The organism is Cohnella yongneupensis (assembly GCF_042655785.1).
Taxonomy (GTDB): Bacteria; Bacillota; Bacilli; order Paenibacillales; family Paenibacillaceae; genus Cohnella; species Cohnella yongneupensis.
This window is the reverse complement of sequence record NZ_JBHSNC010000050.1, coordinates 16641-29766: the sequence shown is the minus strand read 5'-3', so window position 1 is coordinate 29766 and position 13126 is coordinate 16641. Positions and strand designations below refer to the sequence as shown.

Sequence of the window (13126 nt, the reverse complement as noted above, 5' to 3'; positions counted from 1 at the left end):
AACGCATTGCTTCGCAATGCTGCCTACGGTCTGCGGTTCGCCTCGACTCCGTCGAGCGATGGTGCAAGCCTTGATCTAATGACTTCTGGTCTGGTAATGATGGCGGAGGGGTTCCACGCGTTCCCATCCCGAACACGACCGTTAAGACCTCCAGCGCCAATGGTACTTGGACCGCAGGGTCCTGGGAGAGTAGGACGTTGCCAGGCTAGAGCATTATGTTTGATCGTCATAATGGTGTGGAATCATGCTCTCATAGCTCAGTAGGTAGAGTGCATCCATGGTAAGGATGAGGTCACCGGTTCGATCCCGGTTGAGAGCTCCATCTTCCTGAACCATTCATGGCCCCTTGGTCAAGCGGTTAAGACACCTCCCTTTCACGGAGGTAACAGGGGTTCGAATCCCCTAGGGGTCACCACTTATATGGAGGCTTAGCTCAGCTGGGAGAGCATCTGCCTTACAAGCAGAGGGTCGGGGGTTCGATCCCCTCAGCCTCCACCATCTTTACAATCTGGCTTACCGTTGGGGATTAGCCAAGCGGTAAGGCAACGGACTTTGACTCCGTCATCCTAGGTTCGAATCCTAGATCCCCAGCCATTCTTGAGCGAGCCATTAGCTCAGTTGGTAGAGCACCTGACTTTTAATCAGGGTGTCGTAGGTTCGAGTCCTACATGGCTCACCATTTTCACAAATGGGTTTACAACGTGCGCGTATGGCGGAATTGGCAGACGCACCAGACTTAGGATCTGGCGGGCGACCGTGGGGGTTCAAGTCCCTCTACGCGCACCATTTAATACGCGGAAATAGCTCAGTGGTAGAGCATCTCGTTGCCAACGAGAAGGTCGCGGGTTCGAATCCCGTTTTCCGCTCCATAATTTGCGCCCTTAGCTCAGCTGGATAGAGCGTTTGACTACGAATCAAAAGGCCGGGAGTTCGAATCTCTCAGGGCGCGCCATTTTCACAATTGAATAAGTTTAACTTCGGGACGTAGCTCAGCTTGGTAGAGCACCTGGTTTGGGACCAGGGGGTCGCATGTTCGAATCGTGTCGTCCCGACCATTTATTATTTTTATCGCAACAACTTGCGGGTGTAGTTCAATGGTAGAACTTTAGCCTTCCAAGCTAATAGCGTGGGTTCGATTCCCATCACCCGCTCCATAATCAAAAACTTCGAAAACCCTTGATACTAAAGGGTTTTTTTCTGTTTTTCAAGCGAATATAAGATGGGCGATAAGGGCTCGAATTCAGCTCTTGTTGACGGATTGTTGACGAAAGTTTATTGCGGGGTCGAATTTATCCAATTTCGCTGCTGTTTGCTTACTCAGCTTCTTTGTTACGTGGGCATATAAGTTTGCAGTCGTAGAGTATTTGGCGTGCCCCAGGCGTTCTTGGACGGCTTTTAGATCGGTATCGCTCTCGATAAGCAATGTAGCAGCTGTATGCCGCAGATCGTGTAGACGTGCTTCTGGGAGCCCATGACGGGCTATGAAGCGTCTCCAGGTCATTGACGGTGTGTTGTGATAGAAGGGACGACCATCGCCATTATGGAAGACATATTGCCGTTCGCCACCGAGCCATTTGTTACCGCACTGCATCTTCTGCTCAAGCCATGTGTGCCTGAATCTACGTAATTCCTCCATAAACCACTTCGGCATGTCAACTGATCGAGTAGATCCCTCGGTCTTTGGGCTCTTCTCTTGGGCTTGTCCATTGATCGTAAGCGAAATCGACTTCCTAATCAGGAGCGATTCTTCTGCGATATTAACATCGGTCCACTCTAAGGCTACAAGTTCACCGCGTCTGAAGCCACCAAGCATTGCGCCTAAAAAGAACAGTTTCCACTTAGTCGGTTCTTGAAGTAATGCTGCAATTACTTGTTGGGCTTCAATCTCATCGTAGAAACGTGGTTTGCTCTTTTCTGCTTTTGGTCGATCTGCACCATCCATCGGATTCTTGGGGATGATTCTCCATTTTACGGCTTGATTGAAAACACTTTTCATTACCTTGAAGATGTACAACTTGGTGCTGCCAGAGAGAACGGTCTTATCGAGATCGTCGAATAGCGAGACGATGTGCATCGTCTTGATCTCATGTAGCTGTCTGTGGCCAATAGCAGGGAAAAGCGTGTGCTCTAAATGATAGACGTAAGTCTTCATAGATAACGGGGAAAGTACCTTCTTTGCATACTTTGGAATCCATTCATTTTGTGCGAACTGCACGAATGTAGCCTTAGTTGGGGCTATATATTCCCCAGCTTCAACTTCAGTTTGGAACTTTGCAAGTTCTTTCTCCGCTTCCCTTCGCTTCATGCCCTTTACAGTTTTCGTTTTTTTAACTCTTTTACCCTTAGAACCAAATCCAGCCTCAACAACGAGCAACCATGTGTCATTTCCTCGTTTCTGTAAGCTAGCCATTAATCGGTTCACCTCCTTTATCTAAGCTATCTATCTCCAGGGAATAGCAAATGCAACATATCTAGAATTCGTTGACGGTCAGTTGGAGCAAGGGCTTTTCCCTGATAAAAGACAGTCGCAGCCGAGTTCAAAATGTTCACGAGATCAACGTCGTTACTGCTGGTTATTGGATTGTTTTGTTTTTGTTGAGCAATAAAATAAAATTCGAGTAGTTCTTCTGGCGGGAGTTCTTCTAGGATCTTGGCGAAGCGGTCTGAAAACCAATCGTTTTTGTTCAGGTGTCCAGCCTTTTCACTTAAGAGCATGAAGTCTATCTCAAGAGCATCCGCTAGTTTGCGTACAATTTCCGTGGTGGGCACACCTCGGCTACCTTTCTCGAGCTGAGAAATATAAGACTGAGACACTCCTGATTTTTTAGCGAGGTGACGCATAGATATGCCTTTCATCGTTCTCGTTCTTTCGAGATAAGCACCAAATTCAGTGGTATCCAATATCGACACCTCCTTCCTTAAGTAAAGTATACCACAAGTGATCGCAATGGTGATAATAGTGTTTGCAAATGTAATCATATGCGGCATATAATAGCTTTATCATGAATCTGGCAGGTGATAACAAGGGGTTGTGATGTATCAAGATCTTGTGAAAGCCAAAGTAAGCGGTGCAATATGGGTGGATTGCACTCAGATCTATATGATCGGAGTGATCCAGAATGAAAATCGTCTTGAAGGATCCGAAACGGTTTGAAGAGATGCTGGCGAAAAACGGATATTCCAAACGTTCCTTCGCTCGGACAGCACACATTGCAGTAGCGACATTGCTCCATATCAGCAATTGTTCGCGTAATCCAAGTGCAAGATCGGCAATGCGAATCTCTAGAGGTTTAGAGGTCCCATTCGACGAAATCTTCGAAATTCGTTACGGTGAAGGGGGGCGTAGCGAATGAATCGAATGAGCGTGAAAGAAGTTGCCGCATATATCGGTGCATCAGAGTACAAGATCTATGAAATGACTCGGATGAAGGCGATTCCGCATTATCGTATCGGCTCCCGAATTCTATTCCGAACGGAGACGATCGAAGACTGGCTTAGAACACAGGAAGTACAGAACTGTCGTTCTCCCCAGGAAGGGCAGTTGTAAGTCGAGTGGCAAAAAAGAAGAAGTATAAAGACTACTCTTTTAAGCCGTTCGAACTTAGTCCAGGTAAACGCCATAATCATGCAAGAATAACATACGATATGATGGATTCGAAAGCGTGGAACCAGCTTTCAATTTATGCTATTGGTTTGTATCTTGCCATGAAAAAGAAGTTTAATGGCGGAAACGAGCATGACATCAGCTTCACCTATGCCGAGGGTCAAAAGTTGATGGCAAAGAAAACGTTCACGAAGGCGCTTGATCAGTTAATTGAAGTGGGGCTAATTGACTTGAACTATCAAGGCCGGTATGTTCGTGAACCAAATATCTATGGCTTCTCTTGCAGGTGGCAGCAGTATGGCACGGATAGCTTTGTTGCGAAGCAGCGGAGAAAACGAGTGCCTGATCACGATTAAAAGGCTAGGGCAATTTTGCACCAGTCAGAACGGGTAATTTTACCCCACGTAGAGCATGAATTGCCGCATGTACGTAGAGCACTTTTGACCTAACGTCAAAGTGCTCTATTTCCGTTATAGAAAGGGATTCGGGACGATATTATTACTAAATATCCAAATTGGGTTCATACGGTCAAAAATGCCCCACCTTTATATATAGCCATACCTAAGTCAAAGTTAGGTGGTTGTATACAGGTTATGCTTAACGATATGAAACGTATGCAGTATTGATCACTCTGTTGTACAATAGAGATGCGGAATATACGTTCGTATAGGTGGGGGGATGGTTGTGGGAGTATTAACGCTCAAGCAGCAACTGTTCGTTCAAGAATATATAGTAGACTTAAATGCGACACAAGCGGCTATTCGAGCTGGGTATAGTGTCCAAAATGCAGGTAAGATAGGTCCCGAGTTACTAGGGAAAACTAGGGTATCCGAGGCAATTCAACTTGTGATGGCAGAGCGAGTGAAACGGACACAAATAACCGCTGATCGTGTACTGGCGGAGTATGCGAAGATCGGGTTCGCTGACATTACAAAGTTTGTAGAGTTTCAAACGGTGACGAGCGTTTACTCTAATGCAGAGGACTATAACAAGTCAAAGAGCGGGAATGGCATAGCTGTACGTATAAAGGATTCAAGCGAGATAGATGGTGCGGCGATTAGCGAAGTAAGTGTGTCAAAAGACGGTAAACTAAGAATCAAACTTCATGATAAGAAAGGAGCGCTCGACTCGATAGCCCGCCATTTAGGCATGTTCAGTGATAAATCGTCTGAAGACATTACGGGCGATACGACAGTAAGGATTCAGTTTGTGGAATAGGCTTAAGTCTTACAATCAAGACATAAAACAAGCGCTCAGGTTATCCTAGGGCGCTCTTGTGTGTTATTGACTATCATTGTGCCTTATTAGCGAGAGATACCCCCTCGGCATGTTGGCCCCCCCCTGGGTCAGTTTAATTGCTCTATACCCCCATGTATTTGAAGTAATTTTTTTATTTTTATACACTTACTTAAATCGATAAAATGGTTAACTAAGAAACAGAAAATTGTTTTATAGTTCTTGGGGGGAAACACAAAAAGACCGCCAATATCAATTGATATTGGCGATCCTAAGTATCTTTCACATCGATTAACTGAATTAATTCACGTATGTCTTTTATGTCAAATGCTTCTGCTATTCTTTCCAAATGCCCGAAATTTACATTTTGCCGCTTGTGGTTGGCGAGTTCACTTAGAGCTGCATGACGTATATCAGTAAGTCTAGAAAGCTCACGGAGGGAGATTCCCTTCCGTTTTAATAATTCATTAATTTTTATGACAACTTGTTTGGCCATCTATCTCATCCACCATTTGAGCGTTGACTGATAGCCAAAACCTAACATAGAATAGAAAAACACATGGTACGCATTTGCGTAACAGGAGTTCTATTGACAGGTGGGGGTTTAGCTGGCAAAGGTATTGGGTATTTTTTCAAACAGCGGTGGAGTGCTTAAAACAACACTTACAACAAATCTTGCGGGCATCTTATCACGGGCTAATAAGGTTTTGATTATCGATACATCAGCACAAGGTGACTGCATGCTGACATTTGGGAAAAATCCTGATTCAGTTAAACTGACGCTCTGGGATGTTTTAATTGATGGATGTCCAGCTGAAAAAGCAATAGTCAACGTTTCTAAGAATATAGATCTATTACCTTCGAACGACGAGATGAGTTTTTTCGAATTTGATGGGATTCTTAAACTTAGTAAATCAAACGGTGTGTTACCTTTTCTAATGTTGAAAGAAGCAATGAGTTCAATTAAAGAAAAGTATGATTACATCTTGGTTGATACACCAATAAACAACGGTTTAGCTAAAGGCAGTGCATATTGCTTTGTTGATCAAGTTATCTTACCTGTTCAACCTGAAGTTTCTTCAATGAGAGGGCTTGAAAAGAGCATTAAGGAAATTAATAGGTATAGGTGGCATCACAATCCAAGACTTTCAATTTTGGGAGTGGTTGCAACATTAGTTGACCACAAATCTTTACTACATAAACAAGGCTTACAGAATATAAGCCAGTTTTGTGAGCATAAAGGAGTTCACTTCTTTAACCAGTCGATACGACAGTCGATATTGTTTGCTTCCAGCGTAGCGTATGAAGGAGTACCATCATCGCTAAGTGCAAATAGTTCAATCGAATCTATTCAGTATTTCGAGTTGTTTATGGAGATAGAGGAGAAGTACAAGGGAAGGGCAGAACTTTGCTATTAACGGATTAATTGTTTTATGGTGTCTGTCAGGTTCTGTGCGAAAAGAAGTTCATTACTCCCGCCTATTTCTACGGCATCCACCTGGATGCCGTTTATTTTTTTTGTTATGGTTTTTTGAAATGTGCAGGATTAATCATGTTAATAGTTAATTAGTAAGTTATGTAATTAACCTACAACGGTCAGAATGAGTTATAGTGCCTATGATACAATTACAAGTGCAATCTGATGAGAAGGACATCTAAGAAGGAGACATAAATTTCATGAGTCAGCAAAACCTATCTGCTTTCATTTGGTCCGTTGCGGACCTTCTACGTGGGGATTATAAACAATCTGATTACGGCAAGGTGATACTACCCTTTACCGTACTTCGTCGGTTAGATTGCACGTTAGAGAAAACTAAATTAGCAGTATTAAATGCATACACCGAAAAGCAAGCTATGGGGATTAATCCTGAACCATTCCTAATTCGTGAGTCGCATCAGAGTTTTTACAATACCAGTACATTGGACATGAATAAACTAATAGGTGATCAAGACCATATTCGAGAGAACCTTTTCAGCTATATCCAAACGTTCTCTCCCGCCGTTCGTGACATTTTTGAACGTTTTGAATTTCATACCCAGATTGATCGATTGCATAAAGCAGGTCTACTATACCAAGTGACGGAGAAGTTCGTGCAAATCGATCTTCACCCTGAAGCTGTGGACAACCATCAAATGGGTCTAGTGTTCGAGGAATTGATCCGTAAGTTTGCTGAAATCTCCAATGAAACAGCGGGGGAGCATTTTACACCGCGTGAAGTTATTCAATTGATGGTTAATCTTATTTTTATTGAAGATGATGAAGTTCTATCAAAGCCAGGGGTCGTACGTACGATATACGATCCGACAGCAGGAACGGGTGGAATGCTCTCAGTCGCAGGTGAGTATCTTGAAGAACATAATCCACAAGCGCGTCTATCGATGTTCGGTCAAGAGCTCAATGCGGAGTCCTACGCAATATGTAAGGCAGACATGCTTATTAAGGGTCAAGACATCTCTAATATTATCTACGGTAATACTTTATCTGACGATGGCCATACGCACAAACGATTCGATTACATGTTATCGAATCCACCGTTTGGCGTTGAGTGGAAGAAGGTTGAGAAGGAAGTTCGTAAGGAGCATGAGCAACAAGGTGAAAATGGCCGATTCGGACCAGGGTTACCGCGGGTATCTGATGGATCCATGCTCTTCTTGCTGCATCTAATTTCCAAGATGCGACCTAAAAATGAAGGTGGCAGCAGGTTTGGTATAGTTCTAAATGGATCACCACTCTTCACAGGCGGTGCAGGAAGTGGGGAAAGCGAAATTCGACGGTATGTGCTTGAAGAAGATCTTTTGGAAGCGATCGTTGCTCTCCCAACGGATATGTTCTATAACACAGGTATATCTACGTACATCTGGATCGTCTCAAATCGGAAACCTAAACATCGGCAGGGTAAGGTGCAGTTAATTGATGCGAGTGACCTTTGGCAAAAGATGCGTAAATCTCTCGGTAGCAAACGTAAGGAACTTACTTTAGAACATATCGACGAGATTACACAGATTTTCGGTAGTTTCAAGGAAACAGAGAAAAACGGTAAGCCAATTAGCCTAATATTCGACAACACTGATTTTGGTTACCGCAGTATAACAATTGAACGCCCTTTACGTGATGAGTATGGAAAAATTGTAATAGTTGAAAAGGGAAAACAAAAAGGTAAGCAACAGCCTGATTCTAGCCTACGTGATACAGAAAACGTACCTTTAGACGAAGATATAAATACTTATTTTAAGCGTCAGGTACTACCTCATGTACCTGATGCTTGGGTCGATGTTGAAAAAACTAAGATAGGCTACGAGATTCCTTTTAACCGGCACTTCTATGTATTCCAGCCATCGCGCTCATTGGAGGAGATAGATGCGGATCTGATGGGAGTTACTGATCGAATAAGGAGCATGCTGGGGGAGTTGATGGCATGAGCATTAAATCGTATACCAAGTACAAGGATAGCAACACGGTGTGGTTGAGAAATGTACCAGAGCATTGGGAAGTAAAGCGACTTGGGTATTTCTTTGAAGAGCGAAGAGAGAAAGTAAATGATGTAGACTACCAACCTTTGTCCGTTACCAAAAATGGCATTGTACCACAACTAGTTACAGCTGCGAAAACAGACGACGGTGATAACCGTAAAAAAGTTTGCAAAGGCGATTTCGTAATTAATAGTCGATCAGATAGGAAGGGATCGTCAGGGGCAGCAACACTTGATGGTTCGGTATCACTCATAAATATTGTTTTGAAGCCCCGTGATGAAATTAAGATTGATTTTGCTCATCATCTTTTTCGGAGTCAACCATTTCAAGACGAGTTCTATAGATTTGGTAAAGGAATAGTAGCCGATTTATGGAGTACTATATATTCCGATATGCGAAATATTACACTAGCGATCCCGCCGCACATGGAGCAAGATTCGATAGCGGAATATCTTTATCGAGAAACAGAAAAAATTGATGCGCTAGTATCAGAACAGGAGAGGCTTATTGCGCTTCTCAAAGAAAAACGTCAAGCCGTTATCTCCCACTCTGTAACAAAAGGACTTGATCCAACAGCGCCGCTGAAGGACTCAGGTATTGATTGGTTAGGGAATGTTCCTTCGCATTGGGAGATTAAGAGCTTAAAATTCATTGCCAATGTTCAGACTGGTATTGCTAAAGGGAAAGATATTTCAGGAAAAAGTACAATTGAAGTTCCTTATCTTCGTGTTGCTAATGTACAAGACGGCTATCTTGATCTAAGTGATGTGGCTACAATCACAATACCAATTGCAGACTATTCCCGATATGCTCTTTGTTATGGTGATGTGCTTATGAACGAAGGTGGAGATTTTGATAAACTCGGTCGAGGTCACATCTGGCGTGACGAAATAAGTCAGTGTATTCATCAGAATCACGTCTTTGCCGTTCGTCCCATGTCTGTATCTTCCGAATGGCTTAATACGATAACCGGGTCTGGATATGCACAATTTTACTTTATGACACGTTCTAAACAGAGTACTAATCTTGCGTCAATCTCTTCTTCAAATATCATGGAGTTACCAATACTCTTGCCTTCAATAGCTGAGCAAATTGAAATACTTACCTATATAACTAAAGAGACAAGAAAAGTAGATGATCTGATTAATAATTCTCAACGTTCAATAAGTCTACTCAAAGAACGTCGTAACGCACTAATCACTGCAGCTGTTACTGGAAAAATCGATGTGCGAGGACTTTAAGAAGATGGAGTGACGGGATGAGCCTACATAAAGAAATTGAATTCGAGAAAGAAATATGTAACTATCTCGCAGGACATGGATGGCAGTATACTGAAAGTGCTGCACAACGATATGAACGTGAATACGCTATATTTCCCGATGATCTAGTAACTTGGTTACAAGTAACTCAACCTAGAGTGTGGGAATCTCTCCAGAAAAGCCATGGCGAGGTTTTAAAGGTAGTGTTGATGGACCGTATACGCAAACAGCTTGACGATCGTGGCACACTTGATGTATTGCGTCATGGTATAGAGATGTTGGGTGTGAGACAACCTTTGCAGTTGGCTCAGTTTAAGCCTGCTTTGGGGATGAATGAGGAACTATTAACTAAATATGCTGCTAATCGCCTTCGTGTGATAAGACAAGTACGTTATTCCCTATTCAATGAGAATACGATCGATTTAGTACTATTCCTGAACGGAATACCTGTGGCTACGGTTGAGTTAAAAAGCGACTTCACTCAGTCCGTGGAGGACGCAGTTGATCAGTACAAATTTGATCGTGTTCCGCATCTGAAAGGCAAGCCTTGCGAGCCGTTACTGGGTTTTCCAAGTGGTGCATTAGTACACTTTGCTGTAAGCAACAGTGAAGTACGCATGACGACGAAGTTACAGGGAGCAGCGACCTACTTCTTACCATTTAACCTTGGTGATAATGGTGGAGCTGGAAACCCTGTTAATGAACATGGACATCGTACGTCGTACTTGTGGGAGCAAATCTGGGAGCGGGAGAGTTGGCTTGAGATTTTAGGACGTTTTTTGGTGGCTAACCGCGATAGTAAGAAGCAAATCACATCAATTATTTTCCCACGATATCATCAACTAGATGCAACACGGAAGCTTGTGGCTGACGTACTATCCCAAGGGCCAGGAGAGAAGTATTTAATTCAACATTCAGCAGGCTCAGGCAAAACCAATTCAATTGCCTGGACAGCTCATTTCCTTGCTGATCTGCATGATGCCGATAATAGGAAGCTATTCGATTCAGTTTTAGTTGTGAGTGATCGCACTGTGCTTGATGCCCAACTTCAGGAAGCCATTTTCGGGTTTCAAAGAACTACTGGAGTCGTAGCGACGATTACAGGTGAATCACAGAGTAAAAGCGGTGAGCTAGCAAAGGCACTTTCTGGTGGCAAGAAAATAGTTGTCTGTACAATTCAAACCTTTCCATTCGCTTTAAAAGCTGTGCAACTACTAGCAGCCACTGAAGGTAAGCGATTCGCTGTTATAGCAGATGAGGCGCATAGCTCACAGACAGGTGAGGCGGCCAGTAAGTTGAAACAAGTCCTCTCCGTGGAAGAGTTGAAGGACCATTCTGATGGCGGTGAAATCAGTATGGAGGATTTGTTGGCTATCCAGATGGCATCGCGGTCACGAGAAACGGGAATTACTTATGTAGCCTTTACAGCTACACCGAAGCCCAAGACAATCGAGTTGTTTGGGAGACGTCCGAATCCAGAACAGCCAGCAGGAAAGGACAATGTTCCAACTCCTTTCCACGTCTATACGATGCGGCAGGCAATTGAGGAAGAGTTTATCTTAGATGTTCTGAAGAATTATACTCCGTACAGCCTTGCATTCAAATTGGCTAATGAAGACCAAGAGTGGGACGAAAAAGAAGTTGAACGTAGTGAAGCGATGAAGGGTATTATGAGGTGGGTTCGTTTACATCCCTATAATATCTCGCAAAAAGTGCAAGTTGTTGTAGAGCATTTCCGCGAGAATGTAGCGACGTTATTGAATGGACATGCAAAAGCAATGGTGGTTGTTGGTAGTCGAATTGAGGCAGTACGCTGGCAACTAGCGATCAATAACTATATTAAAGATCAAGGCTATAAAATGGAGACGTTAGTTGCTTTCTCCCAAGAAGTAAACGACAACGAGTCCAGCTCTGTACCGCTGACGGAGAACAGCAAACTGCTTAACCCTAATCTTCGCGGACGAGACATTCGTGAAGCATTCGCAACGGATGAATATCAGGTGTTACTGGTCGCGAACAAATTTCAAACGGGATTTGATCAACCGCTTCTTTGTGGTATGTATATCGATAAGAGATTAGCTGGAATACAGGCAGTTCAAACTATTTCACGGTTGAATCGTTCTTACAATGGAGCGTATGGTAAGAAGGATACAACATACATATTAGACTTTGTAAATGATCCTGAAGAGATCTTGGCTTCATTCAGAACTTACTATAAGACTGCGGAATTAGCTGGTGTTACTGATCCCAATCTTGTCTATGACCTAAGGGCAAAGTTGGATTCAACTGGGCATTATGACGATCATGAAGTTGAACGGTTGGTATTAGCTGAGATGAACCCACAACCTTCTCAGTCCGAGTTGCTGGCTGCTATAGAACCTGTAGTAGATCGACTGCTAAAAAGGTACAAGTCTGCAAAGGAAAAACTGAAGCAAGCGAAGGCGACTGAAGACAAGCGTCTCGAACAAGATGCTGAAAATGAAATGAACGCACTGAACTTGTTTAAAAAGAATCTCGGTGCGTTTATACGTGTATACTCATTTTTGTCTCAGATCTTTGATTATGGTAATACCGCGATCGAGAAGCGAGCTATTTTCTTTAAACGTTTGCTTCCACTTCTTGAGTTCGGGAGAGAAAGGGAGATCATTGATCTATCTAGTCTTACGTTGACCCATCATAAGCTGAAAGATAAAGGAAGGAGAGACCTGCCTATCAGCAATGGAGAAGCGGACAAGCTGAAACCGATGACGGATCTTGGAGAAGGCGAAGTTCGGGAGAAAGAAAAAGCATTACTGACAGCGATAATTGAAAAGGTAAATAATCTGTTTAGCGGTGAGTTGACTGAGGCAGATAAGCTGGTTTATGTGAATAACGTCCTTAAAGGAAAGTTGCTTGAGTCGGACATCCTTGTTCAACAAGCAACTAACAACACGAAGGAGCAGTTTGCGAACTCGCCAGATTTAACGAACGAGATTATGAATGCGATCATCGATGCTTTCACAGCACATACAGCTATGAGTAAACAAGCCCTTGACTCGGAAAAAGTAAGGCAGGGTCTGAAGGATATCCTTCTTGGGCCAGCTAAGTTGTACGAGGCGTTACGAACACGCGGAGATAAAGTGGTTTAATGGTATCATCTCAATCCAATGGTGTTTCAAGACATATTTGATTCAAGTATTGATGTCAAAGCTATTATAAGTCTCCCATTTCGTCTGTTGTCATCGAAAACTAAAGGGAGCAGGATGCCTTCAATGGCAGACCTTCTCCCTATCTTACGTCGGGATATATCAGCGATTTCTTAAAATGATTATTTTTCACCAGCTACGATGTCTTTGTCACAATCTAATTTCGTTTCGCATTCGGGCTGGTTGATGGCGCAGGAGTTCAACATAACCAGGTAAGCGTTGTCAGATATGTGTCACCTAAATATGGAAACTTTTCGACACGGAGGAGGTGATCTCTTTATTTTGTCGAATTGTTTGATCGAGTCAAAAACAAAAAAAGAGAGTAGTTAACCAACATATTAAGAAATTCAAAGTGCATATGCATTTTTATA

Annotated in this window: 11 protein-coding genes, 10 tRNA genes and 1 rRNA gene; 19 read left to right on the top strand and 3 right to left on the bottom strand. The window is 43.1% G+C overall.

Going from position 1 to position 13126, the window contains the following annotated elements:
- Positions 1-89: 89 nt before the first annotated feature.
- The 11 genes from rrf (at position 90) to ACFPQ4_RS16475 (ending at position 1154) form a co-directional block, all read left to right on the top strand.
- A 5S ribosomal RNA gene (gene rrf, locus ACFPQ4_RS16525) occupies positions 90-206 on the top strand.
- Between the two features lie 40 nt (positions 207-246).
- Positions 247-322 (top strand) — tRNA-Thr (locus ACFPQ4_RS16520).
- An 18-nt stretch (positions 323-340) separates the two neighbouring features.
- Positions 341-415, top strand: a tRNA-Glu gene (locus tag ACFPQ4_RS16515).
- A gap of 7 nt (positions 416-422) precedes the next feature.
- A tRNA-Val gene (locus tag ACFPQ4_RS16510) sits at positions 423-498 on the top strand.
- Between the two features lie 22 nt (positions 499-520).
- Positions 521-594: transfer RNA gene (locus ACFPQ4_RS16505), tRNA-Gln, on the top strand.
- 9 nt (positions 595-603) lie between these two features.
- Positions 604-679 (top strand) — tRNA-Lys (locus tag ACFPQ4_RS16500).
- A 24-nt stretch (positions 680-703) separates the two neighbouring features.
- Positions 704-786: transfer RNA gene (locus tag ACFPQ4_RS16495), tRNA-Leu, on the top strand.
- 8 nt (positions 787-794) lie between these two features.
- A tRNA-Gly gene (locus tag ACFPQ4_RS16490) sits at positions 795-869 on the top strand.
- Positions 870-875: 6 nt separating this feature from the next.
- Positions 876-952 (top strand) — tRNA-Arg (locus ACFPQ4_RS16485).
- 26 nt (positions 953-978) lie between these two features.
- Positions 979-1055, top strand: a tRNA-Pro gene (locus tag ACFPQ4_RS16480).
- Positions 1056-1080: 25 nt separating this feature from the next.
- Positions 1081-1154 (top strand) — tRNA-Gly (locus tag ACFPQ4_RS16475).
- A gap of 86 nt (positions 1155-1240) precedes the next feature.
- On the opposite strand, the gene ACFPQ4_RS16470 is transcribed toward ACFPQ4_RS16475, so the two are convergent.
- Together ACFPQ4_RS16470 and ACFPQ4_RS16465 are read right to left on the bottom strand one after the other, a co-directional pair.
- Positions 1241-2410 carry a tyrosine-type recombinase/integrase gene (locus ACFPQ4_RS16470; RefSeq protein ID WP_378112971.1) on the bottom strand — a complete coding sequence of 390 codons (1170 nt, stop codon included), beginning with the start codon at positions 2408-2410 and terminating at the stop codon, positions 1241-1243.
- A gap of 26 nt (positions 2411-2436) precedes the next feature.
- Positions 2437-2901 carry a helix-turn-helix domain-containing protein gene (locus tag ACFPQ4_RS16465; protein ID WP_378112970.1) on the bottom strand — a complete coding sequence of 155 codons (465 nt, stop codon included), beginning with the start codon at positions 2899-2901 and terminating at the stop codon, positions 2437-2439.
- Positions 2902-3119: 218 nt separating this feature from the next.
- Here ACFPQ4_RS16465 and ACFPQ4_RS16460 point away from each other — a divergent pair, with 218 nt between their 5' ends.
- The 4 genes from ACFPQ4_RS16460 (at position 3120) to ACFPQ4_RS16445 (ending at position 4822) form a co-directional block, all read left to right on the top strand.
- Positions 3120-3353, top strand: coding sequence for a helix-turn-helix domain-containing protein (locus ACFPQ4_RS16460; protein ID WP_378112969.1), 234 nt, complete (start codon positions 3120-3122; stop codon positions 3351-3353).
- Positions 3350-3547 (top strand): helix-turn-helix domain-containing protein, encoded by a 198-nt coding sequence (locus ACFPQ4_RS16455; RefSeq protein WP_378112968.1) that lies wholly within the window; start codon positions 3350-3352, stop codon positions 3545-3547. The genes ACFPQ4_RS16460 and ACFPQ4_RS16455 overlap by 4 nt, the downstream gene beginning before the upstream one ends.
- A gap of 5 nt (positions 3548-3552) precedes the next feature.
- Positions 3553-3960: a hypothetical protein gene (locus ACFPQ4_RS16450; protein WP_378112967.1), complete on the top strand. Its 408-nt coding sequence runs from the start codon at positions 3553-3555 to the stop codon at positions 3958-3960.
- 328 nt (positions 3961-4288) lie between these two features.
- Positions 4289-4822: a terminase small subunit gene (locus ACFPQ4_RS16445; RefSeq protein WP_378112966.1), complete on the top strand. Its 534-nt coding sequence runs from the start codon at positions 4289-4291 to the stop codon at positions 4820-4822.
- A 289-nt stretch (positions 4823-5111) separates the two neighbouring features.
- Here the strand turns inward: ACFPQ4_RS16445 and ACFPQ4_RS16440 are convergent, their stop codons facing one another.
- Positions 5112-5336, bottom strand: a complete 225-nt coding sequence (locus tag ACFPQ4_RS16440) for a helix-turn-helix domain-containing protein (protein WP_378112965.1) — start codon at positions 5334-5336, stop codon at positions 5112-5114.
- 124 nt (positions 5337-5460) lie between these two features.
- On the opposite strand from ACFPQ4_RS16440, the gene ACFPQ4_RS16435 reads away from it, so the two are divergent.
- The 4 genes from ACFPQ4_RS16435 to ACFPQ4_RS16420 all read left to right on the top strand — a co-directional run bounded on the left by ACFPQ4_RS16435 (position 5461) and on the right by ACFPQ4_RS16420 (position 12698).
- Positions 5461-6258, top strand: a complete 798-nt coding sequence (locus ACFPQ4_RS16435; protein ID WP_378112964.1) for a ParA family protein — start codon at positions 5461-5463, stop codon at positions 6256-6258.
- Positions 6259-6517: 259 nt separating this feature from the next.
- Positions 6518-8260: a type I restriction-modification system subunit M gene (locus ACFPQ4_RS16430; protein WP_378112963.1), complete on the top strand. Its 1743-nt coding sequence runs from the start codon at positions 6518-6520 to the stop codon at positions 8258-8260.
- Positions 8257-9552, top strand: a complete 1296-nt coding sequence (locus ACFPQ4_RS16425; protein ID WP_378112962.1) for a restriction endonuclease subunit S — start codon at positions 8257-8259, stop codon at positions 9550-9552. The genes ACFPQ4_RS16430 and ACFPQ4_RS16425 overlap by 4 nt, the downstream gene beginning before the upstream one ends.
- Before the next feature lie 17 nt (positions 9553-9569).
- Positions 9570-12698 carry a type I restriction endonuclease subunit R gene (locus tag ACFPQ4_RS16420; protein ID WP_378112961.1) on the top strand — a complete coding sequence of 1043 codons (3129 nt, stop codon included), beginning with the start codon at positions 9570-9572 and terminating at the stop codon, positions 12696-12698.
- Positions 12699-13126: the final 428 nt, after the last annotated feature.